This window comes from Candidatus Mycalebacterium sp. (assembly GCF_977828045.1).
The window spans coordinates 36828-59578 of sequence record NZ_CDWCUL010000016.1 but is presented as its reverse complement, the minus strand read 5'-3'; the positions used below and the strand labels follow the sequence as shown (position 1 = coordinate 59578).

Genomic DNA, 22751 nt, shown 5'->3' with positions numbered 1-22751 from the left:
CATCGGGCTTATTGACAACAAAAGCGCCGGTAAAGATAATACCACCCGTGAGCCCGGAAAGCATTAAAGAGACCATAGAAAAATCAATCGCCGCGACACACGTTGAGGTTGAGGGGGACGGAACACACTTTGAAGCCGTTGTTGTTTCGGGCGATTTTGAAGGGAAAAGCCCTGTTGACAGGCACAAACTTGTGTATTCGGCGCTCGGAGACGCGATGAAAGAGGAAATTCACGCGCTTTCAATCAAAACCTACACTCCGGAGCAATGGGGTGGGGAAAAAATCGGAGGAAAATAATGTCTGAAGAGATACAAAACGCAATCAAATCCCGGGTGGAAAACAACCGGATTCTTCTGTTTATGAAGGGAACAAGAGAGATGCCCGAATGTGGATTTTCCGCGAAAGTGGTACAGATTCTCAACACGCTCGGGGCGCGCTACGAAACCGTTAATGTGCTTGAAAGCGAGGAAATACGGCAGGGAATAAAGGAGTTTTCCAGCTGGCCCACCATTCCGCAACTTTACATAGACGGAAACTTCATAGGCGGTTGCGACATATGCGAAGAGATGTTCCGCAAAGGCGAGCTTGAACAAGCCGTTGAGTCTGCGGAAAAGGAATAGCGCCTATTTAAAAATCCGGTTTCAAAATCCGGGTAATCAGCCTGTCAACTGAAAATTTTCCGCCGCCGGCAACGGTAACCACAAGTGCGAGACCGATGGCAAGAATGTGGTATTCATAGCCCTCTCCGGCTTCGGGGTTTCCCTTCCAGTTCATAAAAAAGCCTTCACTGAAATGAAACATCCAGATGGCGCCCGCCATTATTATGCCCATTGAAAAAGCGCAGAAACGCGACAGAAAACCGGCTATTAGAGACACCGCGCCGACTGATTCGCCGATTATGACGAGAAACGCCACCGCGTAGGGAAGCCCCACACCGTCTGTCAACCCGCCAACTGCCTGCTCAAAATTCAGCAGTTTCGGATATCCGTGGGGCAACATAACGGCTCCGAGCGCTATCCGCGCGAAAAACCCCGCGAGATTGTCGTCAGTTTTGTAAAGAAATCTCAAATTTGAAGCCCTCTCTTGAACTTCATTAGACCGAATTTTCAGCAAGGAAGTCAAGCACGAGGCGGTCCGCTTCGTCCCTGTTTTCGCGCCAGAATCCGTGTCCGGAACCTTCAAAAGCGCGGACCTTCGCGTTCGGTATCAACTCCCCGACCTCAGCCGCCCTGCGCGGGTCTGTAACGTTGTCATCGGTTCCGAACATCACAAGTGTCGGCGCGGTGATAAGATGAAGTCTTTCCGCGGTGTTATGCCCTTCACACGCGCGGCATTGCCCGTGATAGCCCGCTATGGTTTCGGGCGTTGTCTGAACGGCGAGGAGCCGTTTTTTAATCTCGCCAATGTTGTCCTCAATGTATTTTCTGCCGTAGCCGAGAAAAAGCGCCGTCAGCCAGACCGCGCCCATTCCGGCTTTTTCGGATATGTGTCTGCCCGTTTCAAGAATGAGGTTCCCCACTTCGTCTCTGCGCGCCGATGAGCAACCCATTACAAGGCATTGAGTATTTTCGGGGTATTTAATGCCAATCCACTGCGCTATCATGCCGCCCATTGACTTGCCCACAAAAGATGCCCTGTCAATTCCGAGAAAACCCGCAAGCGCAACCGTATCATCAGCCATATCCTCTGTTGAATAGGGCTCAAGCGGCTTATCTGAAAGACCTGACCCCCGATTGTCAAAAACAATCACCCGGAAATGCTTTGAATAAAGGGCAACCTGATCGTCCCAGCTCTCAATCGTGCTTCCGAGTCCGCCAATCAGAAAAACGGGAGCGCCGGAGCCGTGTTCCTCGTAGTTGATGTTGACTCCGTTTACGTTGGCAAGAGGCATTCAATTCTCCAAACTGTCGAGATATTCCCGCAGGATAATAACCGCCGCCAGTTTATCAACGACCTTTTTCCTTTTCCCGCGCCCCATACCGCCGCCGATCAAGGTTTTCTCCGCCTGAACGGTTGAAAAACTTTCGTCCCACAAAACGGTTTCAATTCCGAAAAATTCCTTAAGGATTTCTGAAAACTTTTTTATATTTTTCGCTCTTTTTCCCAAAGAGCCGTCCGAATTAAACGGAATTCCCACGACCACGCGCGCGGGTCTGTGTTCCTCAATAAAAACCGCGAGGGATTTTAAATCGGTTTTTTCGTCTTTTCGTTTTATAACGCCGAGCCCGTTTGAGGTTATACCGAGTTCATCGCTCACGGCAACGCCGATGGTTTTTGTTCCGACATCAAGAGCAAGAAATTTCATAATATTATTTTCGCCTTTTTTTTAAATTAATTAACGCGATAAATACCGCGCTCCAGAATAAAACCGTCAAAATAAATAAACCCAATTGAATATACCCCGGAAAATATCCAAAACCCGTATCCGTCAAATATGCCGGTAAAACAAACGGAAACAGAATTACATTTCCTATGGCGGGGGATATTTGCAAACCGGCAAATACTCCGAAGAAAATAAAAAGCACGGCGAAAGCAAGGGCTAAAATATATTTTATATTCCGCACTAAAACGAACTTCCCGGTTGTTTTAGAAATTCAATTTCCTCCAACGTGCTCTCCCGTCCCAGTATTTTATTTCTGTGCGGATACCTGTCGAATTTTTCAATAATTTCATAATGCTTTCGCGCGTAATCAGCCGACCCTTTTAAAAATTTAAAAACTTCCGCGGAATCCTTAAATTCATCGGCGAGGGATAAAAAAGTTTTAACGGATATTTTCTGGACGGAAATGTCCTCGGAATGCATCAGAGGCATAAAAAAGAAAAGCCGCTCCATGGGAAAAAGAACCGAGTGAAATCCAAGTTCCATTCCTTTGCAGGATGCGGCAAGTGCAATTTCGTCAAAAGCAAAAGATTCCGGATGCCCCCGGTGTATGTTTCGCGGAAACTGATCGGTGAGAATTATGAAAGAGAGAGTCCCGCGGGGCGTTTGCAACATGCCGTCCAACTCCCCGCTTCGCGCGAGAGACAGAAAATCACCGAACTCCCGCTCCACAAGACGGTCAAACCCCTCATCTTTCCCGAACCACGCAGACAACTTTTCGGTCGCGCAAAGCCCGTTTTTTTCTGTTTTTCCGAACCAAAAACTGTTTATTCGCTCTGCCAGACCTTCCACCGACATAAAACCTTCCTCAAGTATTCATTCTTAAGCACTTAAAATAAAGAATTTTTCGAGTTTTTCAAGAAACTCCAAAAGTTTTCTTCTTGACTTACCACAATATCTGGTAGTCTAATATCCCTCGCAGCACGACATGTTGAAGTGGCGGGGTTAAAGAGAAAAAGGAGTGATTTAAAAGATGTCTTCTGAGAAAACTGAAAACGGAGTAACGGGAAAAGAGAACGGCAACATATTTGAATTGCCGAAAAAGTCCATTCCGGACGATACGGTTTTCCGCAATGAGGAAAAACCCGATGTTCCAAGACTGGTCGTGGACGAACAGACCGAGGAAGACCTCCCGAAAGAAACAGTTGAAGCATTCGGCGGAGACGAACTGCGCGCGCGGGTGTTTTACGAGAAATATGCCCTGAAGGACGAAGACGGCACAACGGTTGAGACCCTGCCGGAACAGATGTGGAAAAGGGTCGCGACCGAAATGGCGTCTCCTGAAAAGACAAAAGAACTCAGAGAGGAATGGACGGAGAAGTTCTACTGGCTTCTGTCAAACTTCCGTTTTGTTCCCGGAGGAAGAATTCTCTTCGGCGCCGGACAGACTCGGCGCTCAACCCTTCTGAACTGCTACTTTATGCCCATCAAGAAAGACTCCATTGAGGGAATCTTTGAATGGTGCAAGGAAGCCGCGAGAACATACTCTTTCGGCGGCGGTGTCGGAACTGATATTTCCGTTCTGAGACCCAAAGGCGCGCCGGTTAACAACTCCGCCATTTATTCCACCGGAGCGGTCTCATTCATGGAACTTCTTTCAACCACGACCGGGACTATCGGTCAGGCGGGAAGAAGGGGCGCTCTCATGATAACAATTGACGTCAACCACCCCGACATACTTGATTTTCTGGACATCAAAAACGATCAGGACAGGTCGCAGGTTAAATTCGCGAACATTTCAGTGAAGGTGTCCGATGAGTTTATGCAAGCGGTTGAGGAAGACGGGGATTTTGACCTGAAATACGAAAACAAAAAAGTGCGGATGAGAAAAACCGTCAAAGCAAGAGATATATGGAAGCGGCTGGTGAAATCCGCATGGTCTTCGGCGGAGCCGGGACTCATCTTCTGGGATGCCGTAAAACGCTACTCCCCAACTGAATACGGCGGAATGGAAGTTGAGGGAGTTAATCCCTGTAGCGAACAGGCTCTTGAAAATTACGGCAACTGCTGCCTTGGCAACATAAATCTCAGCCTGTTCGTCAAAGACGAATTCACCGATGACGCGCGCGTTGACTGGGAAAACCTTGATCGCTCGCTGTCATACTCGGTGCGTTTTCTGGACAACATTCTGGACTACAACGAAAAGAAGCACCCTCTCATCTTCCAAACGGAAGCGTCTCAACTTTCAAGACGCATAGGGGTCGGCTTTACGGGTTTTGGCGACATGGTTGCCAAACTGGGTAAAAAGTATGACTCCGATGAAGCCATTGGGTTTACGGACAAACTTTTCGGCCACATCAAAAACACCGTTTACATGTCAAGCTCCAAGCTCGCCGAAGAGAAAGGGACCTTTCCGGCATACGACCGGGAAAAACACTTCGAAAACCCCTTCCTTGACTCTCTTGACACCGAAGTGCGTGAGAAAGCCAAACAAAACGGGCTGAGAAACGCCTGCATACTGACCGTTCCCCCGGTTGGAAGCGGGTCGGTTCTCGCTGGCACTTCGAGCGGCATTGAGCCCATATTCGCGCTCTCATACTTCAGAAGGTCCGAGTCCCTCTCAAAAGAACAGTTCAAGGTCTATCACCCTCTGGCCGGCTCCTACATGGACACTTTCAACCTTTCCAGTGAAGAAGACCTGCCCGAAACTTTCGTAACTTCGCACGAAATCAAACCGGAATTCAGGGTGCGCATACAGGCGACCATACAGAAACACATAGATTCATGCATATCCAGCACCGTCAACCTTCCAAACGACGCATCGCTTGAAGAGGTTGAGAAAATTTACTTCCAGTCGTGGAAAACCGGCTGCAAGGGTGTAACCATTTACAGGGAAGGCTCCAGAGAGGGCATTCTGATTACCGAACAGCAAAAACAAGAAAATGGAAAAAATAGGGATGGGGAGATTCTACAAGCCACTCACCCCAACCTCACCTCGTCTCCTCATCCCTCTAAAATTTCTGCGGCTGAAAAAAAGGAAAGGCCGCAGATTCTCAAAGGCTTCACCGAGGTTGTCCGTACGGGGCACGGCAACCTCTACGTTACGGTAAATACCGTTGACGAAAAACCGTTTGAGGTCTTTGTCCAAATAGGCAAGTCGGGCTACACCACAATGGCGGACGCCGAGGCAATCGGGCGGCTCGCCTCTCTGGGCCTGAGAGCCGGAATAGAGGCCGAACAGATAGTTGAACAACTTGAAGGAATCGGCGGCGCTTCTCCGGTGTTCTCGGAAGGCAAGCTTGTCATGTCAATAGCGGATGCGGTCGCGGCGGTGCTTAAAAAACACTTCTCCGGCGGCGAAGAGGAAATTACCGTGCAACAGTCCAAAGACCTGGCCGGCAACTGCCCTGAATGCGACAGCGCCGCACTGGCTTTTGAATCCGGATGCGTAACCTGCCGGTCGTGCGGTTACTCAAAGTGCGGATAACCTGAAAAGAGCGGAGATATTTCTCCCCCATCCTCCTTGAAAATCCCGACCGGAAAAACTTGTTCCGGTCGGGATTTTTCTTTGTCTTTGTCTTTGTTTTTGTGAACTACATTCCCGCACGGGCGCGGACAATCTGAAGACGGTCGGACAGGCGTTCGTGCTCTTCTTCGCCGAGAAAACCGGATTCAAGGCGGCTCTCAATCTCTTCGGACTCTCTAACGGCTTCGGCAACATCAATCTCGTCCGGGCTTTCCAGGGTTTGCGTCAGAACCGTTACGGTGTCATCTCTGACCTCAGATATGCCGCCGTGAGCGATAAGAGTTTTCTCGCCGCCCTGCACATCCACATATCTGATTCTGCCGGACACGATGTTTGACACCATCGCCACATGACCTGCGAGCACGCCGAACTCCCCCAAATCGCCTTTGAGAACAACGGTTTCAACCGGGGCTTCAAGAGCAAGCCCGGCCGGAGTAATGATTTTCAGTGTAAGGTTTTGTGCCAATTTAAGTCTTCCCGCCGTCAGGCGACCATTTTCGCCGCCTTCTCCCGAACTTCCTCTATGCCGCCCACCATGTAGAACGCCTGTTCGGGAACATCATCCATCGCGCCTGAAAGTATCTCGTTAAATGCCTCTATTGTGTCCTTAATGGGGACGTATTTGCCCGGGGTTCCCGTGAACTGCTGGGCGACAAAAAACGGCTGCGAGAGAAATCTCTGCATTTTTCTGGCTCTGAAAACCGTGATTTTGTCTTCCTCGGAAAGCTCGTCCATACCCAGAATGGCGATTATCTCCTGCAATTGCTTGTAGCGTTGGAGCACTTCCTGCACGTTACGCGCCACCTTGTAATGATCTTCGCCCACAACCTTCGGCTCAAGGATGCGCGAGGTTGAATCAAGAGGGTCAACCGCCGGATATATGCCGAGCTCGGTCAACTGGCGGGAAAGAACTATTGTGCCGTCCAAATGCGCGAAAGTGGTCGCCGGAGCCGGATCCGTAAGGTCGTCCGCCGGAACGTATATTGCCTGCACCGAAGTGATTGAGCCGTTCACCGTGGAGGTGATTCGCTCCTGCAACTCTCCGAGGTCGGTGGAAAGGGTCGGCTGATAACCGACCGCCGAAGGCGTGCGCCCGAGAAGTGCGGACACCTCGGAACCGGCCTGTGTGAAGCGGAAAATGTTGTCTATGAACAGAAGAACATCCTGATTTTTCGCATCCCTGAAATACTCCGCAAGCGTAAGCGCCGTCAGGGCAACTCGCGCACGGGCTCCGGGCGGCTCATTCATCTGCCCGAAAACAAGACCTGTGTTGCCGAGAACCCCGGACTCCTTCATCTCCATCCACAAATCGTTGCCCTCACGCGTTCTCTCCCCCACTCCGCCGAAAACCGAAACGCCGCCGTATTCCTTCGCAACGTTGTTTATCAACTCCATAAGAAGAACCGTTTTGCCAACTCCCGCACCGCCAAACAGCCCGATTTTTCCTCCTCTCAGAAACGGCGCAAGCAGGTCTATGACCTTGATTCCGGTCTCAAAAAGCTCAAGTTTTGTGCTCTGGTCAACAAACTCCGGCGCCGAGCGGTGAATTGGCCACCTCTCGTCGCACTCAATCGGTCCCGCTTCGTCAATCGGCTCGCCAACAACGTTTATAAGCCGTCCAAGCGCCTTTTCGCCGACCGGAACAGTTATCCCCCCGCCGGTGTCAACCACCTCCTGCCCCCTCTGAAGTCCCTCCGTGGAGTCCATCGCCACACAGCGAACGCGGTTTCCGCCTATCTGCTGAACAACCTCCAGCACCAGATTCCACTCATTGGAACTGATTGACGGATTCGTAACCTTTAAAGCGCCGTAAATCTCCGGCAGTTTCCCCTCGGAAAACTCAACGTCAATTACGGGTCCTATAACCTGAACAATTTTTCCGTTCATTCTAATTTTCTCCTCCTTCTCTCAATGCCTCGGTTCCGTTAACAATGTCCATAAGCTCCGTGGTTATTATCGCCTGCCTTGTTTTGTTGAACAGCAACGTGAGGTTTTTTATAAGTTCATCTGCGTTGTTTGTGGCGTTTTCCATCGCCGTCATGCGCGCGGCGTGTTCGCTCGTGAGCGATTCAAGCACGGCGCTTTCAATCCTGAGACGCAGACTGGACGGAATCAAATCGTTGACTATCTCCCGCCTTGACGGCTCAAAAATGCAGTCCTGCGTCTCCCCTTCGGGCGCAGGCGGAATTTCAACCGGAAGCACGGTCTCAAAAACGGTCTGTCTGGACAGCGCGGAAATAAAATTGCTGTGAACCAGAACCACTTCGTCAGTCTCCCTCTCTGAAAATTCCTTTGAGAGAAGAGACGCGAGTTCTCCCGCGATGTCGGTGTAGTTTTCCTCGTTCACGCCCGTGTAGTAAGAGCCCTGCAAAAATCCGGACGGTGAAAAAAAGTCTCTGCCTTTGTTGCCGAGAAAGGTCATTTTCAAATCCTCTTTGCCGAAACCGCGCTCGGAAATCATCGCGTCAAGCCTCTTGATGAGCACATTGTTGAAGTTCCCGCAAAGCCCCCTGTCGGAGGTTAGAAAGACCACATGGCCCCTCTTCGGTTCTTCAGGACGGTAAAGGAGCGGATGTTCGTCCGGCTCGCAAACGCTCAAAACGCCCGAGGCGATTTTCTCATAAGCCTCAACGTAAACGCGGTGCGATTTCAGAAGAGACTGCGTCCTCTGCAGCTTCACCGCCGCAATCAGCTTCATGGCGCTCATTATGCGCCTTGTGCCCTTCGCGCTGATTATCTTTGTGTTTATCTGTTTAAGACTCGGCATATCCGTCTCCGCGCGCCCACCTACGCCTGCGCAAGCCCGGCGGTCTGCGATTTCAGTTCGTCAAGAGCCGAGGTTACGCGCGGCTCCAACTCGTCTGAAATCTCTTTTTTGTCCCTGATTTCGTCAAGAAGCCCCTTGTGCTTGGCTTCAAAAAAGTCAAGAAGTTCTTTCTCATAAGCACGCACCGAGGAAACCGGATATTCGTCCAGATAGCCCTTTGTAACAGCGAATATTGAAATTACCTGTTTCTCCACCGCAAGCGGCACAAACTGATCCTGTTTGAGAATCTCAACAAGCCTCACACCTCTGGCGAGCTGATCCTGTGTGATTTTGTCAAGGTCGGAAGCGAACTGTGAAAACGCCTCAACCTCGCGGTATTGAGCAAGTTCAAGCCGCAAAGTTCCGGCGACCTTCTTCATCGCCTTAATCTGCGCCGACCCGCCGACCCTTGAAACCGAAAGACCCACGTTAATTGCGGGCCTCACGCCCGAATAGAAAAGGTTGCTCTCAAGATAGATTTGCCCGTCCGTTATGGATATTACGTTTGTCGGAATATAGGCGGACACATCTCCCGCCTGCGTCTCAATAATGGGCAACGCCGTAAGCGAGCCGCCGCCGTCCTCGTCCCTGATCTTCGCGGCGCGCTCAAGAAGGCGCGAGTGCAAATAGAACACATCTCCCGGATACGCCTCCCTTCCCGGAGGGCGTTTGAGCAGAAGCGAAATCTGCCTGTAAGACCACGCGTGTTTTGTGAGGTCGTCATAAATAACAAGTGCGTGTTTGCCGTTGTCCCTGAAGTATTCCCCGAGCGCGCAACCCGCATAGGGCGCAATAAACTGAAACGGCGCCGGTTCACTCGCCGAAGCCGTAACAACGGTTGTGTATTCCATCGCGCCGTGCTGTTTGAGTTTGTCCACAACTTGCGCCACATTGGATTTTTTCTGACCAATCGCAACATAGATGCAGTGAACATCCCCGCCCTTCTGGTTGATTATTGTGTCAATGGCGATGGCGGTTTTGCCCGTCTGCCGGTCACCGAGAATAAGCTCCCTCTGTCCCCTGCCAATGGGAATCATTGAGTCTATGGCTTTGATTCCGGTTTGAAGAGGCTCGTTGACGGATTTTCTAAAAACAACGCCCGGCGCCTTGAGTTCAAGACTGCGCGTTTCGGATGTCTGAATCTCACCCTTCCCATCCACCGGAATCCCGAGCGAGTTCACGACTCTGCCGAGCATCTCGTCGCCGACCGGAAGAGCGGCGATGTTTCCCGTGCGCTTCACGATGTCTCCCTGATTGATTTCCTTTTCTTCTCCGAAAAGCGCGACCCCGACGTTGTCCTCCTCAAGGTTCAGAACAAGCCCTCTAATGCCGCACGAAAACTCAACAAGTTCGCCCGCGACCACGTTGTCAAGTCCGTAGACTCTCGCAATGCCGTCTCCAACTGAAATAACAGTTCCAACCTCCGAGGTCTCAAAACTGCGCTCGTAGCCGCTTATTCTCTTTTTGAGTATTTCGCCAACATCATCAACTTTTATGGTGTCCTGCATTGTTGTCTCCTTTTTTCCCCGCCGCGCCGCCTATTTTGAAATAGCCGCGCGCATTTTTGCCAAATGGGTTTTGACGCTGTCGTCGTAAACGGTGTTCCCAATCCTCACAATCATTCCGCCTATTATCTCCGAATCCTCGGTGAACTCAACCTCTGACTTTTCGCCGCCCGCGACACTCCGGATTGCACCTTTGACGCGCTCGCGGTCATCGGGGCCGAAGGGGCGCGCCGCCGTAACGGTTACCCGTATCATACCGCCCGCGGAGCATAGGCGATCAATCACGGCTCTGCGCCGCGCGAAAAGGGCTTTCAATTTGCCAAACTCCATGGCGGCGGCAAGAAAGTTGCTCAAAACATCTGAAAAACCGCCTGCCGCGCAAAGGTCTTTTACTATCATTATTTTCTCCGAATCCGGAACAACGGGGCCTTCAACCGCCCTTTTCAAATCGGGCGAATTTTCAATGACCCTGAAAAACTCCTCAAGCCCGGACACACAGTCGTCAAGAGAACCCGCGCCGTCCTCACAGCATGACACAAGCGCGTCAACCAGATCCTTTAATTTCGCGGCAGCCATTTGCCCTCCATTTTGCCGTCTTTCACGGCGGCTTCAAATGTTTTTACCGAAGCGGTTTGCCCTTCGTCCGCAGATTCTCTCAAAAGATTTTCCGCCACGCGCATAACGGCGGCGGCGGCCTCCTCCCTGATTGCCGCGCCCGCTCTGGCGGCGGCAAACTCCAGACTCTCATTCACCTCTTTGAGTATCGTTTCTTTCTCCTCTCCGGCGCGGAGCAGTATGTTCTGTCTTTCGGTTTGCGACTGCGCGGCGATTGACGACTTGAGCGAACTTATTTCGGATTCGAGGTTCGCGATTTTCGCATCGCATTCCTCAAAAAGTTTTTTTGCTTCGGCGAGTTTCCTGCCGGACTCTTCAAACTTTTCGGACATCTCGCGCCTGCGCGATTTCATAAACTCTGACAGCGGTTTTTTCAGAATGTAGGTGAGAGCGCCAATCAGCACGGCGAGGTTGAATGCGTGCTTTCCAACATATGCCCAGTTGAAATGTGCCGCGCCGCCCGCGGCTTCGTTTGCGGCGGCGAGCAGGGAAAACTCAAACATTGTTTCCACGCCCCACGGCGCGGACCACCATCGCCGCCATGTCTTCTATTTTAGATTTCATCTCCGCTTTGGCTTTTTCCGCCTCCGCCGCCAGTTCCGCCACGCGCTTCTCAAGAACTCCGCGCGCCTCCTCTCTCGCCGAAAACACAATATTTTCCGCTTCCGCAGCCGCCTCTTTCGTGATAAGAGCCCTTTCGGCAAGCGCGGTTTCCCTCGCCTCTTTGATCGCGGAATCGTATTGCCCGGACATTTCCCGTGTGCGCTCGGACAGATCTTCGGCTTCTTTTCCCGAACCGGAGGTCGCCTTCTCGCGCCTGTCGGCGAGTTTCATCAGGGGCTTGAAAAACAGGATGTTGAGCAGGTAAAGCGCAACGAGAAAAATAATGAACTGCACGAACAGGGTTTTGTCCGCAGTGATTAAATCATCTGCGGCAAAAGCGCCCGGAGCACCCGTGAACGCGGCAAAAAACGCCCCTGCAAACAATACTTTCGCTTTTGTCTTCACTCCGTAAAAACCTGAAAACCGTTAAGGATCCGGACCCTCTTCGTCCGCCGGATTTCCGTATCCCTTCTGGAGCAAGAACGGAACAACGAAGGTCGTAAGCATAACGGTCAGCACTATCGCTGAAAAAAATCTGGAATCAAAAACTCCGTTGCCGTTATTGTAGCCAATCTGCGCAAAAATCAACCCCACCTCCCCGCGCGGTATCATTCCGATGCCGATTATGTGCCTTCTGATGCCCGAACCAAAAGCCGCAAACGCGCTCACGTATTTTCCGATGAACGCCACAACAAACAGCGCCAGAGCGACCGCGAGCACAGCCGAGTTGCCTTCGGAGAACGGATTGAGAACGCCCACGTCCACTTGAGCTCCCACCGCGACAAAAAACACCGGCACGAGAAAGTCCGAAACATTTCGCAGTTGCCTCTCAATTTCCTCAAAATGATGAGTTTTTCTGACAACCAACCCCGCCGCGAACGCGCCAACTATCGGCGCAACTTCGGCAAAGTATTGCCCGGCATAAGCGTAAAGAAAAGCGATTGAAAGCGCGGCGACTATCATCGCGCCCCGGCTCCGGAGTTTCTCCACCAAAGAGAAAACCCTCTCCACGACAATGTTTCCGAGCACAATGGCAAGGAACAGAAAACCGAACGCCTTGCCCGCGATAATGGCGGTTTGCGAGACGGACACGCCGCCTGCCGCGCTCGCACTTTGCGTTTCTATCAACCCGCTTACGAGGCTCAGGATAATAAGTCCCACCACATCGTCTATGACCGCCGCGCCGATTATGATTTTCGCTTCCGGCGAGCCCAGCTGCCGCAAGTCCGAAAGAACCCGCGCTGTTATGCCCACGCTCGTCGCCGTAAGGGTCGCTCCCGCCGTTACGGCGATGAGAAATACGCTCTCCTCTCCGAGCCCCATAATTCCGTAGGCGGCAAGCGCGTAAACAGAGAGAAATCCCAGAAGAAACGGTGCGACTATTCCCGCAAGCGCAACAAGAAGCGAAACGGGACCCACCTTCAAAATCTCTTTCAGTTTGGTCTCAAGCCCGATTTCGAACAGAAGCACAACAACGGCGAGTTCGGCGATAAGATGAAAAGTCTGATAGCCCGCATCGGTCGGGGAAGACGGCATAATCGCCAGCGCGCCGGCGCCCAGAACAACGCCCGCCACAAGTTCTCCCAAAACGGCGGACTGCTTGAGCCGTTCGGCTATTTCGCCGAAAAACTTGGATACAATCAGCACAAGGGATAAAATCAGCAGGAAATCGCTCGCGGATAGATTATGAGCGGCGTGCGCGGACTCTGATATCATGGAACTTTTGGCCCACAGGCGGGGAATACTCGCACAAACTCTACATATCAATACGCTTTGCTGTCAAACCCGAATGGGGTGTAAATGAAAAAAAACGGCTCCCTCTCCAGAGAGCAAACCTTTCTCATAACCGGCGCTCTCGTCATAGGAATCGCGGCGGGCGGCGTAAATTATCTTTTCACAGCCTTTTACGATGAGATTTACATCAGGGCGGTTCAACCGTTTATTGAGCGCGGAGTGTGGTTGTTCGCGCCTCTGTTCGTGGGCGCGGCTCTGCTTATCGCGGTTTCTAAAATCCCTTTCGCGCCGAAAGATTTGCTGGGCTTCGGGTTTCCCCGTTTCATTGAGCGCATAAACCTCGGAAGTGGAATCGTCCGGGGGCGCGAGGCGATTGTGAGAGCTCTCGCATCCATCATAACGCTGGGCTTCGGCGGCTCAGCGGGGCAGGAGGGACCGATAGCGCAAACGGGCGGAGCCATTGGCAGCGCGGTCGGCAGGCGCATGCGGCTTTCCAAGTCAAACATACGCACCTTTATAGCGTGCGGAACGGCGGCGGCAATTGCGGCGACTTTCAACGCCCCTATTACGGGAGTGATGTTCAGCGAGGAAATCGTGCTGCTGAGAAATCTGCGCTCGGCGACTTTTATTCCCATAGTTATATCGTCTGCGTCCGCAACCGCGATTTCATATTTTCTCAAAGGCAACACGCCCCTTTTTGACATACCGGATTTTTCGGCTTTCAGTTTGAGCGACCTCGCGGTTTTCTATCTCCCCTTGGGAATAGTGACCGGGCTTCTTGCGGCGGGCTTCATAAAGATGTTTTCCGCGACCGAAAACCTGTTTCAAAAAATCGGGGACGTTAAAATACGGCTTTTTACAGGAGCCGCCATTCTCGGTTGCACCGCCCTGCTGCTGCCCGAAGTGCTCGGCAACGGCTATGAGCATGTGCAGGAAATTCTCACGGGCAACACAACGCTTTTAGTGCTCGCGGCGATACTGCTTCTTAAACCGCTCGCCACCTGTGTAACAGTCGGTTCGGGCTGGCCCGGAGGGCTTTTCGCGCCCGCGATATTCATGGGCGCGGCGGCGGGAGGAACGTTTGCAAAAGCGCTGGCATCAATCATGTCCACACCTGCGGGCATCGCGCCCGTATTCGCAACGGTCGGCATGGGCGCGTTTCTCGCGGCAATCACTCACGCGCCGCTCACCTCCATATTTTTGATACTGGAACTGACCCACACCTATAATCTCATCGTGCCCGCGATGGTTTGCATTGTAACAAGCTGGGTTGTCGCCCGCGCACTCTCCGGCGGCTCCATAGAGGCGCTTGAACTCAAAAAAGAGGGCGTGGAAATAAGCGGCATAGAGAACGAGAGCCTGCACTCCCTGCGTGTGCGAGACGTGATGAGAACAACCATTGAGACCATTGACGAAAACACAAGTTTGCGAAAACTGATTGAGGATTTGCCGGCGAGCAAATTCACAACATTCCCCATTGTGAACGCGGACGGAGAGCTGTCCGGCATCGTTTCAATTCAGGACTTCCGCCAGTGGCTTTTTCAGGAGGATTTGAAGGATCTGCTACTGGTCAAGGAGTTCGCCACTCTGGATGTTACCACCGTCTGCCCGGACGACAATCTGTATGAAGTGGTCAAAATCCTCGGGCAGAAACCCGCCGAAATTCTTCCCGTTGTGGAAACGAGAGGATCTAAAAAACTTGTCGGAATTTTGTCCCGAAGGGACGTGATTGAGGCGTATAACAAAGCGGTTGCTGTGGGGTGAGTTGAGTTTTTTACCAATTTCCCCGCGCTTAAAGCCGCAGGCTTGCGCGGGCGAGCGCGTTTAAATCATCGTTGCCGGATGAATATCCGGTCTCAACGCCTATGTTCACTCTTTTAAAACCAAACTCTGCGCCAAGCGCGTGGTTGTGCCGTCCGTCCAATTCATTTATTTGTGAACGGGCGTAGGCGTTCGTATCGTTCCAGTTATAAGCAACCTTTGCCTGCATAACCGTGGTGCGGATTTCCTGCTTTACATCGTTGAACTGCGTTCCCGGGGCAATCCGCGAAATTAAATCGCCGCTTTCTAATGCTCTTTTGATTGACACTTCCATGCCGCGTCCGTCAAGGCCTCTGTCGTAGGAAAATGCCGCTACAACCACACCCGAATACTCTTTTGTCTCGTCTCCCAGCACCTGCGCGGAACCGCCAAAATTCAGACCGATTGCATTATATGCGTTGAGTTCAAATCCGCCGCCGGCATCAACGAAAAAGTTGTCATTTACAGATGCGTCTCCGGTGTCATACCGCACACTGCCGAGACCGTAGGGACGCACGGAGAGGTGGTCGCTGAAATTGAATGTATATCCCGCTTCGCCTTCAAAGCGGAAACGCTGGTTAAGGGAAGTTAAATCGGAAAATTTATTACCCGAATCAGACACTGCGTCTGAAATCTTTATGCCATACCACATGGCTTTTGCCCGCGCCGTGAAGTCCAGAGCGCCAAACGCTAACGCCTGCTCTAATCCCCCAGCCGTAACCCAGTCAAGTGACGTTACGTCCCAGCTGTTGAAAATGTCCGAAGCCGCGTAGTTTTCCTCTATGGTGTGCTTGCCAAAGCCAATTCCACCGAGCGCCCAAAATGTCATTCCCTCGTATGGATGCACTGCGAAGTAGGGGTAGATGCTTCCGCCGAAGGTTTCCACGCCGCCCGAACCGTTCACTGCGCCCGTTGTAAATGTGTAGTCCGTACTGCCAAAGTTGAACCCTAAGGAAATCCCGGTTGTGAAAAGTTCCGTTCTTCTGTCAATTCCGAACAAAGTGCTTTTTGTACTGCCTTTGTAATCGCTCGTTATTCCGCTTTGTGTTGGGTCGCCTTCAAAAAACTGCACGCCGCCGCCAATCCAGAAAGAGGAATCCGTTCCTATCGGCATTTCAAAACTGCCGTCATTCAAACTTTCCATTAAATCGGGCGCCTGGAGTTTGTAATTTCCTTCTCCCAAATGGCTCGCGCCTACCGCGTCGTAGAGGGTTTTGGCTATAAACTGTTCAATGCCCTTTACTTCGTTTCCGCCGACCTTAATGCGTGGCGCGTGCGACCGCGAAGAACCCATTCTTGCTTCTATCATTCTCATATTTGAGCCGACAAAGTTTTTGGACAATGTTCCCAGGGTTACTTCGTGGAAATCTTTGCGTTGCTCTTCTTGCAGTTCCGGCGGGGCAAAAGTAAGAGTTAGAACCGCAACATTTGACGCAGGGCAGGCGCCGCCGTTTTGCGAGAGACTACTGGCTCCGCCACACTCAGATTCACCCGACTCGCCTGTAGTTATAGAGCCGCCGATTCTAATCATTATTTCAGTTGTCTCAGTAATCGCGGTTGGGTCGCCTGAAAGTGTGAATTGCCCGCGCGTATCGGTGGTTGCCCTGAAATCAGTAACAGTAATCCCCGCAGGAAGACCCAAAAACTCCGAATGAGTAGGCAACAGGGCAAGAGGCGCCACTCTGACAGATCCTTCTCTTGTCCAGAACGCATTGTTCCCCCGGCTATCACCACCAGTAATACCACTCGCTCCGCTGAAGCGGACGGGAGCTGGAAGATCAATCGTGATGGTTACACCACCGTCTGCAAAATCGGAAGATTGTATTTCGTTGGAGGAAAGTGTTAGGTCATACGCGCCAAAAGCATACGCCTGCGCAGGAACGCAAAGCAGAAAAAAGGCAATAATTAGACAGCGGAGAGGGGCTCTACCCCCCCCCCCCCAAAAAAGTTCTTAATATCCTTAATAAAGGTAACACGCAAAAATCTTCTCCTCGCATCAAAAAAAATTCCGGAACCGATAGGCATTCTACATCAATAGCGGCGGCGCGGTCAAGAAACCCTCCCCTTGCCAAACCCACCGCCCTGTCTTACAATGTTTGTCCGCGCGGGGCAACAAAATATGGCGGGACATTCAAAATGGGCGAACATCAAACACCGCAAGGCGGCGGTTGACGCCAAACGCGGCAAAGTCTTTACAAAAGTGATACGCGAACTTACGGTCGCAACCCGGCAGGGAGGCAGTGATGCGGACTCAAATCCGCGCCTGAGAACCGCCGTTGCGTTCGCGAAAAGCAACAACATGCCCGGCGACACAATTGAAAGAGCGATAAAACGCGGCACGGGCGGCATGGACGGCGCAGATTTTCAGGAGGTTTTTTACGAGGGCTACGGGCCCGGCGGAAGCGCGGTTTATGTTCAGGCGCTTACGGACAACAAAAACCGCACCGTTTCGGACATACGGCACATTTTCAGCAAATACGGCGGAAACCTCGGCGAGAACGGATGCGTGGCGTGGATGTTTGAGATGAAGGGCAGGATTGATTTCTCCACGGAAACGGAAAAACTTTTTGACGCCGCCATAGAGGCGGGCGCCGAAGATGTGCTGAGCGAAGACGGCGAAGCGGCGGTTATTACGGCCGTTGAAAAGTTTGAGGAAGTGAAAAACGCTTTGGAACAGGCGGGTTTCAAGTGCGAAGCGGCGAATGTTACGATGATTCCGCAAAGCAGCGTCAAAATTGACGGCCGAGAGGCAAACAAAATGATTCAGCTTATGGAAAACCTTGAAGACAGCGATGATGTGCAGAATGTTTACGCGAACTTTGACATAGAAGAGGAGATTCTTGAAGAGTTGAGCAGCCAGACTTGAAATGAGGGTTATAGGAATTGACCCGGGTTCACAATCCTGCGGATACGGAATTGTGGAGCGGGACGGAGGAAATCTTCTTTTCATAGCCAGCGGCGAAATACGCCCGAAGCGGTCTCTCCCGATTGAGCGGCGGTTACACCTGATAAGCAAGGAAATCGCCGGAAAAATTGAGCAATTTTCCCCCGTCTGTATGTCAATAGAAAAGGTTTTTGTGGCGAAAAACGCGAAAGCCGCCCTGCACCTCGGTCAGGCGCGCGGAGCCGTGCTTGCAACTGCGGCGGCGTTTGATGTTGAGGTTTTTGAATACGCGTCCACGAGCGTAAAAAAGTCTGTCGCGAGCAACGGACGGGCTTCAAAACAGGAAATTCAGAAAATGGTTTCCCTGCTGACCGGCAGAAAAAATTTTGAAAGTTCAGATGAGTCGGACGCGATTGCGGTCGCCGTGTGCCATATCAACAATGCGAGAGCCGCCGATAAAATTCCGGGTTTTTCCGTGCGCAAATCCCCGCGAAGGAGGCGGTTCACGCTCAGGTGATTTCCCTGCTGAAAGGAACGGTTGTTAAAAAATCACCCGAATTGACCGTGATTGAAACTGCGGGCGGCGTGGGCTACGGTGTTGCCGTGAGCGCGCGCACGCTCGGCGATTTGCCCTCCGGCACGGGCGGCGAAGTAATGCTCATCATACATACGCATTTTTCAGTCAATTCACGGGAGGGCGGGCTTGAACTGTTCGGATTTTCCGAACCGTATGAGGCGGAGATATTCAAAAAACTGATAGGAATTTCGGGCATCGGGCCCCGCGCGGCTCTTAAAATCCTTGCCGCCATATCGGCGGAGGAAATCGCCGATGCCGTTGTAAAAGGGGATTTGGACAAAAAGAAAATTCCGGGACTCGGCGCGAAAAGAGCGGCGACCATTATGAACGAACTCAAAGACAAGGTTTCCTCTCCCGCGACCTCGCAAGGTTCAAGCGCGGACAGGGCGGCGGTCGGGAACATAGTGTCCGCGCTGAAAAACTACGGGTTCAGAACTTCCGAAATTAACGCCGCAATGAAAGAGATTGAAAAAATCGCAAAATCCACGGAGCGTATAGAAGACGCGGTTAAACTCACACTCAGCATTATGAAAAAATAAGGGAACCGGAAAATGAGCGAAAAACAGACCGAACGAATTACAAACCCGCAACCCACACCGGATGACATTGCGGGCGTGGTGAGCAATGAAAAACTCCGCCCCGAATACTTGAAAGATTTTCTGGGACAGGAAAAAACCAAAGAAAAAGTGGACATTTTCATAACGGCGGCAAAAAAAAGAAACGCCGCCGCCGACCATGTTCTGTTTTGCGGCCCTCCGGGGCTCGGCAAAACGACCCTTGCCCGCATAGTCGCCGGAGAGTTGGGCTCAAAACTGCATCAAACTTCGGGGCCCGTGCTTGAAAGAACGGGAGACCTCGCCGCGATTTTGACGGGGCTTGAAGAAAAAGATGTTCTGTTCATAGACGAAATACACAGAACAAACAGGATTGTTGAGGAGTATCTGTATTCCGCGATGGAGGATTTCAGCATAGACCTGCTGGTTGGCGAGGGACCTTCGGCGCGGTCAATGAAAATCAATCTGGAAAAATTCACCCTTATCGGCGCAACCACACGCACGGGGCTTATAACTTCGCCTCTTTATTCGCGCTTCGGAATGGAATTGCGCCTTGAACACTACGCGCAAAACGAAATTGAAGCGATAGTCAAACGCTCGGCAAAAATAATGAAAGTGGAAATAACCGATGCCGCCGCCGCGCACATCTCACAAAGATCGCGCGGAACCCCGCGCGTGGCGAACCGCCTTCTGCGCAGAGTCAGAGACTATGTGGAGGTGAAAGCGGACGGAAAAATTGATGAAACCCTTGCGCTTGAATGTCTTGATATGCTTGAAGTTGACAGTTTCGGGCTTGATGGAATGGACAGGGCAATTCTTGAAACCGTTATCCTGAGATTCGGCGGGGGACCGGTCGGGATTGAAACCATAGCCGCATCCGTGAGTGAAGACAAAGAAACAATTGAACAGGTCTATGAGCCGTTTTTACTCCGCAAAGGGCTTATTGAGAAAACCCCCAAGGGCAGAAAAGCCGCGCCGCTTGCGTATTCGCATCTGGGGCTGGAAGATCCGGATAAACACCGAACCCTTGTCTGACCGCTACTGTTTGAGCGGAATCTCGCGTATGAATTCGTCCCAGTGCTTGTGCCCGATGTGCAGGGGCTCCACTTTTTTGCGCATCCCCCTGTATCCGCCCTCTCCGGGGAAAAGACGCTCATAAACGCCATCGCGGATTTTCAGCCACTTATCCACGGATTCGTAGTCCGAAAAATAGACCACTGTTTTGTAAGTCCAAACGGGGCTCGCGGTGTGAAGACGTTGAGAAAACATTCTGTATCTGCCTTTTATAATTCCCATTTTGCGCATCTCCTCCCAGAACGGAAAAAGGCGCGTTCTGTAAAGTTTTACGAACTCCTCCTCTTTGTCGTGCGGGACAACGTAAAAACTTTCCTCAATAACCGAGCGCGGACTGTAATCAAACACATCAGCCCGCGCGTTTGAGCACAAAAACAAAACAAATAACAGCGCGGCGATTTTCTTCATAATAATTCCCTCCGGGATTTTCATAGTATCTACTGATAGTGTAGATTGCTCGGCGCGGTGCTTCAAACCCGCTTCACGGATAAAATGCTTCTGACATTGGTAAGACACGGCGAAACGGAATGGAACAGGCTGCAAAAGTGTCAGGGCATAAGCGACATTCCGCTTAACGAAAACGGGATTTTTCAATCAAAAAAACTCGGCGAAAATTTGAAAAACGAAAAGATTGACGCGATTTTTTCAAGCAAACTCCGCCGCGCCATCGACACGGCGAGGGAAATTGCGAAACATCACGACATTGAAGTGGGTGTGCACGTGGATTTGCACGAGATGGATCAGGGGGATTTTGAAGGCGTTGAGTTCTCGGAGATAAGGGAAAAACACTCGGACAAACTCAAAGCGTGGACGGAAAAACCCGAACAGTTCCGCATACCGGGCGGGGAAACCTTCACGGAAGTTCAGTCAAGGGCGATGAACGCCATAGCGCAAATTCAGGAAAAATGGACGGACGGAAATGTTGTGGTTGTGAGCCACAATTTGACGATAGTGGCGATGCTTTGCAAATTCTGCGGGGTTCCGATTTCGCGCTTCCGGGAGTTCAAAATCAGCGAATCGTCAAAAACGGTTGTCATGTGCGAAGGCGGAAAATACACGGTTTCCAAACTCAATGACACCTCCCATCTTGACGTGGCCGCACAATGAAGGAAGAGATAAAAGAGCGGGTTTTGGACGCGGCAAAAGCCGTTTGCCCTGATGCGCCTTCGGGCGTGGAATTTGAGATTGAAACCCCCAAACAAAAGGAGTTCGGTGATTTTTCAACAAACGCCGCGATGGCGCTCGCAAAAGCCGCCGGAGATTCCCCGCGCGACCTCGCGGCAAAATTGGCGGCATTTCTCGCGGAGAACAACCCCGACATTTTTGAAAAGGTTGAAATTGCGGGACCGGGCTTTGTCAATTTTTTTATAAAGCCCGCGGTGATTTTGTCCAAACTGCGCCAAATACAAGACGCGGCGCAGCGTTTCGGCATGGGGGAAGGAAACGGAAAAAGCGCGCTGATTGAGTTTGTGAGCGCCAACCCGACCGGGCCGCTTCATTTCGGGCACGCGCGCAATGCGGTTGTGGGAGACGCGCTGGCAAATCTGCTTGAATTCGCGGGCTGGAAGGTTTTCCGCGAGTTTTACATCAATGACGCGGGCAGGCAGATGGAGATGCTCGGCGAATCCGTCAGGGTGAATTTGCTGGGGTTGTTCGGCGAAGAAGCGGAAATTCCCGAAGACGGCTACAAAGGGAAATACATCGCCGAAATCGCCCGCGAAATCTTTGACGGCTCCGATGCCGAAAAAGCGAAAACGGACGCGGAATTTTGCGCGGAGCGCGCTTATGAAAAACTGCTCGGCGTGATAAAAAAGGATCTTCAATTTATAGGTGTGGAGTTTGACGACTGGGTGAGCGAAAGGGAGTTGCTTCACTCTAAAACCGGCGGCAAAAATATGCTTGACGGTGCGATGGAAAAACTGCGCGCGGTGGACGCGGTTAAAGACGAGGACGGGGCGCAGTGGTTCAAAGCGACTGAATACGGCGATTCCCAGGACTGGGTTCTGATAAAAAAAGACGGCTCGCCAACTTATTTTCTCACCGACATTGCCTATCACTTTGAAAAGTTTTCGCGCGGTTGCGGGAAACTCATAAACATCTGGGGCGCCGACCATCACAGCCATGTGGCGAGAATGAAATCCGCAATCGGCGCGTTAGGGCTGGACGGTTCCGCGCTTGAAGTTCTGCTTATTCAGTTCGTCCGCCTTGTGCGGGACGGCAAAGAGGAATCAATGGGCAAACGCGCGGGCAGTTATGTTACTTTGCGCGAAGTGTCCGAAAGGGTGGGAGCCGATGTAACACGGTTTTTTCTTTTAATGAGAGCGGTGGAAAGCCATCTGGATTTTGACCTTGAACTGGCCTGCAAACAGTCAAACGAAAATCCGGTTTATTATGTCCAATACGCTCACGCGCGGATAGAAAGCATCAGGCGCAACGCCGCCGAAGCAAAGGTGAGCGCGGACGGCGGGCAAGCCGCCCTGCTTGTTCTTGAGCCGGAAATTGAAATTGCCAAACTGTTGCTGGCTTTTCCCGATGTTGTGCGCGACAGCGCCCGCACCCTTGCGCCGCATAAAATCGCTTTTTATCTTCAAGGGCTCTCCGCATCTTTTCACTCCTACTACAACGCCAACAGGGTTATTACGGACGACAAAGAAATGTCTTCCGCCCGCCTTTTTCTGTGCGAATGTGTAAGAATAGTTATCAGAAACGGGCTGGGGATTCTCGGTGTTTCAGCGCCGGAGAGAATGTAGCGGA

At 51.7% G+C, this 22751-nt stretch carries 25 protein-coding genes; 10 read left to right on the top strand and 15 right to left on the bottom strand.

The genetic code is table 11. The features are described from left to right. Positions 1–47: 47 nt before the first annotated feature. Both ACY430_RS05560 and grxD read left to right on the top strand, forming a co-directional pair. Positions 48–296, top strand: a complete 249-nt coding sequence (locus ACY430_RS05560; RefSeq protein WP_462137900.1) for a BolA family protein — start codon at positions 48–50, stop codon at positions 294–296. Further along, the gene (gene grxD / locus ACY430_RS05555; protein ID WP_462137899.1) at positions 296–619 is read left to right on the top strand and encodes a Grx4 family monothiol glutaredoxin; all 324 of its coding nucleotides are present in this window, start codon (positions 296–298) and stop codon (positions 617–619) included. The genes ACY430_RS05560 and grxD overlap by 1 nt, the downstream gene beginning before the upstream one ends. A 7-nt stretch (positions 620–626) precedes the next feature. Here the strand turns inward: grxD and ACY430_RS05550 are convergent, their stop codons facing one another. Genes ACY430_RS05550 through ACY430_RS05530 form a run of 5 tightly spaced genes read right to left on the bottom strand, consistent with a single transcriptional unit; the run spans position 627 to position 3177 of the window. After that, entirely contained in the window at positions 627–1067 is a 441-nt protein-coding gene (locus ACY430_RS05550; protein WP_462137898.1) for a DoxX family protein, read from the bottom strand. Positions 1068–1092: 25 nt separating this feature from the next. Then, complete coding sequence (locus ACY430_RS05545) at positions 1093–1890, bottom strand: alpha/beta fold hydrolase (RefSeq protein WP_462137897.1); 798 nt, start codon at positions 1888–1890, stop codon at positions 1093–1095. Beyond that, positions 1891–2304 (bottom strand): Holliday junction resolvase RuvX, encoded by a 414-nt coding sequence (ruvX, locus tag ACY430_RS05540; RefSeq protein WP_462137896.1) that lies wholly within the window; start codon positions 2302–2304, stop codon positions 1891–1893. It lies immediately after the preceding gene. A 4-nt stretch (positions 2305–2308) separates the two neighbouring features. After that, positions 2309–2563 (bottom strand): hypothetical protein, encoded by a 255-nt coding sequence (locus tag ACY430_RS05535; protein ID WP_462137895.1) that lies wholly within the window; start codon positions 2561–2563, stop codon positions 2309–2311. After that, positions 2563–3177 carry a DUF924 family protein gene (locus ACY430_RS05530; protein WP_462137894.1) on the bottom strand — a complete coding sequence of 205 codons (615 nt, stop codon included), beginning with the start codon at positions 3175–3177 and terminating at the stop codon, positions 2563–2565. The genes ACY430_RS05535 and ACY430_RS05530 overlap by 1 nt, the downstream gene beginning before the upstream one ends. A gap of 175 nt (positions 3178–3352) precedes the next feature. Here ACY430_RS05530 and ACY430_RS05525 point away from each other — a divergent pair, with 175 nt between their 5' ends. Next, positions 3353–5806 carry an adenosylcobalamin-dependent ribonucleoside-diphosphate reductase gene (locus ACY430_RS05525; protein ID WP_462137893.1) on the top strand — a complete coding sequence of 818 codons (2454 nt, stop codon included), beginning with the start codon at positions 3353–3355 and terminating at the stop codon, positions 5804–5806. Positions 5807–5912: 106 nt separating this feature from the next. On the opposite strand, the gene atpC is transcribed toward ACY430_RS05525, so the two are convergent. Genes atpC through ACY430_RS05485 form a run of 8 tightly spaced genes read right to left on the bottom strand, consistent with a single transcriptional unit; the run spans position 5913 to position 13090 of the window. Next, entirely contained in the window at positions 5913–6311 is a 399-nt protein-coding gene (gene atpC / locus ACY430_RS05520; RefSeq protein ID WP_462137892.1) for an ATP synthase F1 subunit epsilon, read from the bottom strand. A 17-nt stretch (positions 6312–6328) separates the two neighbouring features. After that, complete coding sequence (gene atpD / locus ACY430_RS05515) at positions 6329–7732, bottom strand: F0F1 ATP synthase subunit beta (protein ID WP_462137891.1); 1404 nt, start codon at positions 7730–7732, stop codon at positions 6329–6331. Position 7733: 1 nt separating this feature from the next. Beyond that, positions 7734–8612 (bottom strand): ATP synthase F1 subunit gamma, encoded by an 879-nt coding sequence (gene atpG / locus ACY430_RS05510; protein WP_462137890.1) that lies wholly within the window; start codon positions 8610–8612, stop codon positions 7734–7736. Positions 8613–8632: 20 nt separating this feature from the next. Next, the gene (atpA, locus tag ACY430_RS05505) at positions 8633–10159 is read right to left on the bottom strand and encodes a F0F1 ATP synthase subunit alpha (protein WP_462137889.1); all 1527 of its coding nucleotides are present in this window, start codon (positions 10157–10159) and stop codon (positions 8633–8635) included. A 30-nt stretch (positions 10160–10189) separates the two neighbouring features. Beyond that, a complete protein-coding gene (locus ACY430_RS05500) occupies positions 10190–10732 on the bottom strand; it encodes an ATP synthase delta subunit family protein (protein ID WP_462137888.1) in 543 nt (180 codons plus the stop codon). Continuing rightward, complete coding sequence (locus ACY430_RS05495) at positions 10714–11274, bottom strand: ATP synthase F0 subunit B (protein WP_462137887.1); 561 nt, start codon at positions 11272–11274, stop codon at positions 10714–10716. The genes ACY430_RS05500 and ACY430_RS05495 overlap by 19 nt, the downstream gene beginning before the upstream one ends. Next, positions 11267–11779 carry an ATP synthase F0 subunit B gene (locus ACY430_RS05490; RefSeq protein WP_462137886.1) on the bottom strand — a complete coding sequence of 171 codons (513 nt, stop codon included), beginning with the start codon at positions 11777–11779 and terminating at the stop codon, positions 11267–11269. Before ACY430_RS05490 ends, ACY430_RS05495 begins: the two co-directional genes overlap by 8 nt. A 21-nt stretch (positions 11780–11800) precedes the next feature. Continuing rightward, positions 11801–13090, bottom strand: coding sequence for a cation:proton antiporter (locus ACY430_RS05485; RefSeq protein ID WP_462137885.1), 1290 nt, complete (start codon positions 13088–13090; stop codon positions 11801–11803). Positions 13091–13174: 84 nt separating this feature from the next. On the opposite strand from ACY430_RS05485, the gene ACY430_RS05480 reads away from it, so the two are divergent. Further along, on the top strand, positions 13175–14872 hold the full coding sequence (locus ACY430_RS05480; protein ID WP_462137884.1) for a chloride channel protein: 1698 nt from the start codon (positions 13175–13177) through the stop codon (positions 14870–14872). A gap of 28 nt (positions 14873–14900) precedes the next feature. Here the strand turns inward: ACY430_RS05480 and ACY430_RS05475 are convergent, their stop codons facing one another. Then, positions 14901–16589: an autotransporter outer membrane beta-barrel domain-containing protein gene (locus ACY430_RS05475; protein WP_462137883.1), complete on the bottom strand. Its 1689-nt coding sequence runs from the start codon at positions 16587–16589 to the stop codon at positions 14901–14903. A gap of 438 nt (positions 16590–17027) precedes the next feature. On the opposite strand from ACY430_RS05475, the gene ACY430_RS05470 reads away from it, so the two are divergent. From ACY430_RS05470 to ruvB, 4 genes are read left to right on the top strand one after another with little or no spacing between them, the layout of a single operon-like run. Then, positions 17028–17774 (top strand): YebC/PmpR family DNA-binding transcriptional regulator, encoded by a 747-nt coding sequence (locus ACY430_RS05470; protein WP_462137882.1) that lies wholly within the window; start codon positions 17028–17030, stop codon positions 17772–17774. A 1-nt stretch (position 17775) separates the two neighbouring features. Next, on the top strand, positions 17776–18309 hold the full coding sequence (gene ruvC, locus ACY430_RS05465) for a crossover junction endodeoxyribonuclease RuvC (protein ID WP_462137881.1): 534 nt from the start codon (positions 17776–17778) through the stop codon (positions 18307–18309). Further along, the gene (gene ruvA, locus ACY430_RS05460) at positions 18306–18908 is read left to right on the top strand and encodes a Holliday junction branch migration protein RuvA (RefSeq protein ID WP_462137880.1); all 603 of its coding nucleotides are present in this window, start codon (positions 18306–18308) and stop codon (positions 18906–18908) included. The genes ruvC and ruvA overlap by 4 nt, the downstream gene beginning before the upstream one ends. Positions 18909–18920: 12 nt before the next feature. Beyond that, entirely contained in the window at positions 18921–19958 is a 1038-nt protein-coding gene (gene ruvB, locus ACY430_RS05455; RefSeq protein ID WP_462137879.1) for a Holliday junction branch migration DNA helicase RuvB, read from the top strand. Between the two features lie 3 nt (positions 19959–19961). Here the strand turns inward: ruvB and ACY430_RS05450 are convergent, their stop codons facing one another. Next, the gene (locus ACY430_RS05450; RefSeq protein WP_462137878.1) at positions 19962–20405 is read right to left on the bottom strand and encodes a hypothetical protein; all 444 of its coding nucleotides are present in this window, start codon (positions 20403–20405) and stop codon (positions 19962–19964) included. A gap of 84 nt (positions 20406–20489) precedes the next feature. On the opposite strand from ACY430_RS05450, the gene ACY430_RS05445 reads away from it, so the two are divergent. After that, on the top strand, positions 20490–21104 hold the full coding sequence (locus ACY430_RS05445; protein WP_462137877.1) for a histidine phosphatase family protein: 615 nt from the start codon (positions 20490–20492) through the stop codon (positions 21102–21104). Beyond that, a complete protein-coding gene (gene argS / locus ACY430_RS05440; protein ID WP_462137876.1) occupies positions 21101–22747 on the top strand; it encodes an arginine--tRNA ligase in 1647 nt (548 codons plus the stop codon). The genes ACY430_RS05445 and argS overlap by 4 nt, the downstream gene beginning before the upstream one ends. The last annotated feature ends 4 nt before the right edge of the window (positions 22748–22751 follow it).

Bases quoted from the DNA above. Each gene is read 5' to 3' on its own strand.
- grxD (WP_462137899.1), top strand. From the start codon at position 296: ATGTCTGAAGAGATACAAAACGCAATCAAATCCCGGGTGGAAAACAAC.
- ACY430_RS05545 (WP_462137897.1), bottom strand. From the start codon at position 1,890: ATGCCTCTTGCCAACGTAAACGGAGTCAACATCAACTACGAGGAACAC.
- ruvX (WP_462137896.1), bottom strand. From the start codon at position 2,304: ATGAAATTTCTTGCTCTTGATGTCGGAACAAAAACCATCGGCGTTGCC.
- ACY430_RS05530 (WP_462137894.1), bottom strand. From the start codon at position 3,177: ATGTCGGTGGAAGGTCTGGCAGAGCGAATAAACAGTTTTTGGTTCGGA.
- ACY430_RS05525 (WP_462137893.1), top strand. From the start codon at position 3,353: ATGTCTTCTGAGAAAACTGAAAACGGAGTAACGGGAAAAGAGAACGGC.
- atpD (WP_462137891.1), bottom strand. From the start codon at position 7,732: ATGAACGGAAAAATTGTTCAGGTTATAGGACCCGTAATTGACGTTGAG.
- atpG (WP_462137890.1), bottom strand. From the start codon at position 8,612: ATGCCGAGTCTTAAACAGATAAACACAAAGATAATCAGCGCGAAGGGC.
- atpA (WP_462137889.1), bottom strand. From the start codon at position 10,159: ATGCAGGACACCATAAAAGTTGATGATGTTGGCGAAATACTCAAAAAG.
- ACY430_RS05500 (WP_462137888.1), bottom strand. From the start codon at position 10,732: ATGGCTGCCGCGAAATTAAAGGATCTGGTTGACGCGCTTGTGTCATGC.
- ACY430_RS05495 (WP_462137887.1), bottom strand. From the start codon at position 11,274: ATGTTTGAGTTTTCCCTGCTCGCCGCCGCAAACGAAGCCGCGGGCGGC.
- ACY430_RS05485 (WP_462137885.1), bottom strand. From the start codon at position 13,090: ATGATATCAGAGTCCGCGCACGCCGCTCATAATCTATCCGCGAGCGAT.
- ACY430_RS05480 (WP_462137884.1), top strand. From the start codon at position 13,175: ATGAAAAAAAACGGCTCCCTCTCCAGAGAGCAAACCTTTCTCATAACC.
- ACY430_RS05470 (WP_462137882.1), top strand. From the start codon at position 17,028: ATGGCGGGACATTCAAAATGGGCGAACATCAAACACCGCAAGGCGGCG.
- ruvC (WP_462137881.1), top strand. From the start codon at position 17,776: ATGAGGGTTATAGGAATTGACCCGGGTTCACAATCCTGCGGATACGGA.
- ruvB (WP_462137879.1), top strand. From the start codon at position 18,921: ATGAGCGAAAAACAGACCGAACGAATTACAAACCCGCAACCCACACCG.
- ACY430_RS05450 (WP_462137878.1), bottom strand. From the start codon at position 20,405: ATGAAGAAAATCGCCGCGCTGTTATTTGTTTTGTTTTTGTGCTCAAAC.
- ACY430_RS05445 (WP_462137877.1), top strand. From the start codon at position 20,490: ATGCTTCTGACATTGGTAAGACACGGCGAAACGGAATGGAACAGGCTG.
- argS (WP_462137876.1), top strand. From the start codon at position 21,101: ATGAAGGAAGAGATAAAAGAGCGGGTTTTGGACGCGGCAAAAGCCGTT.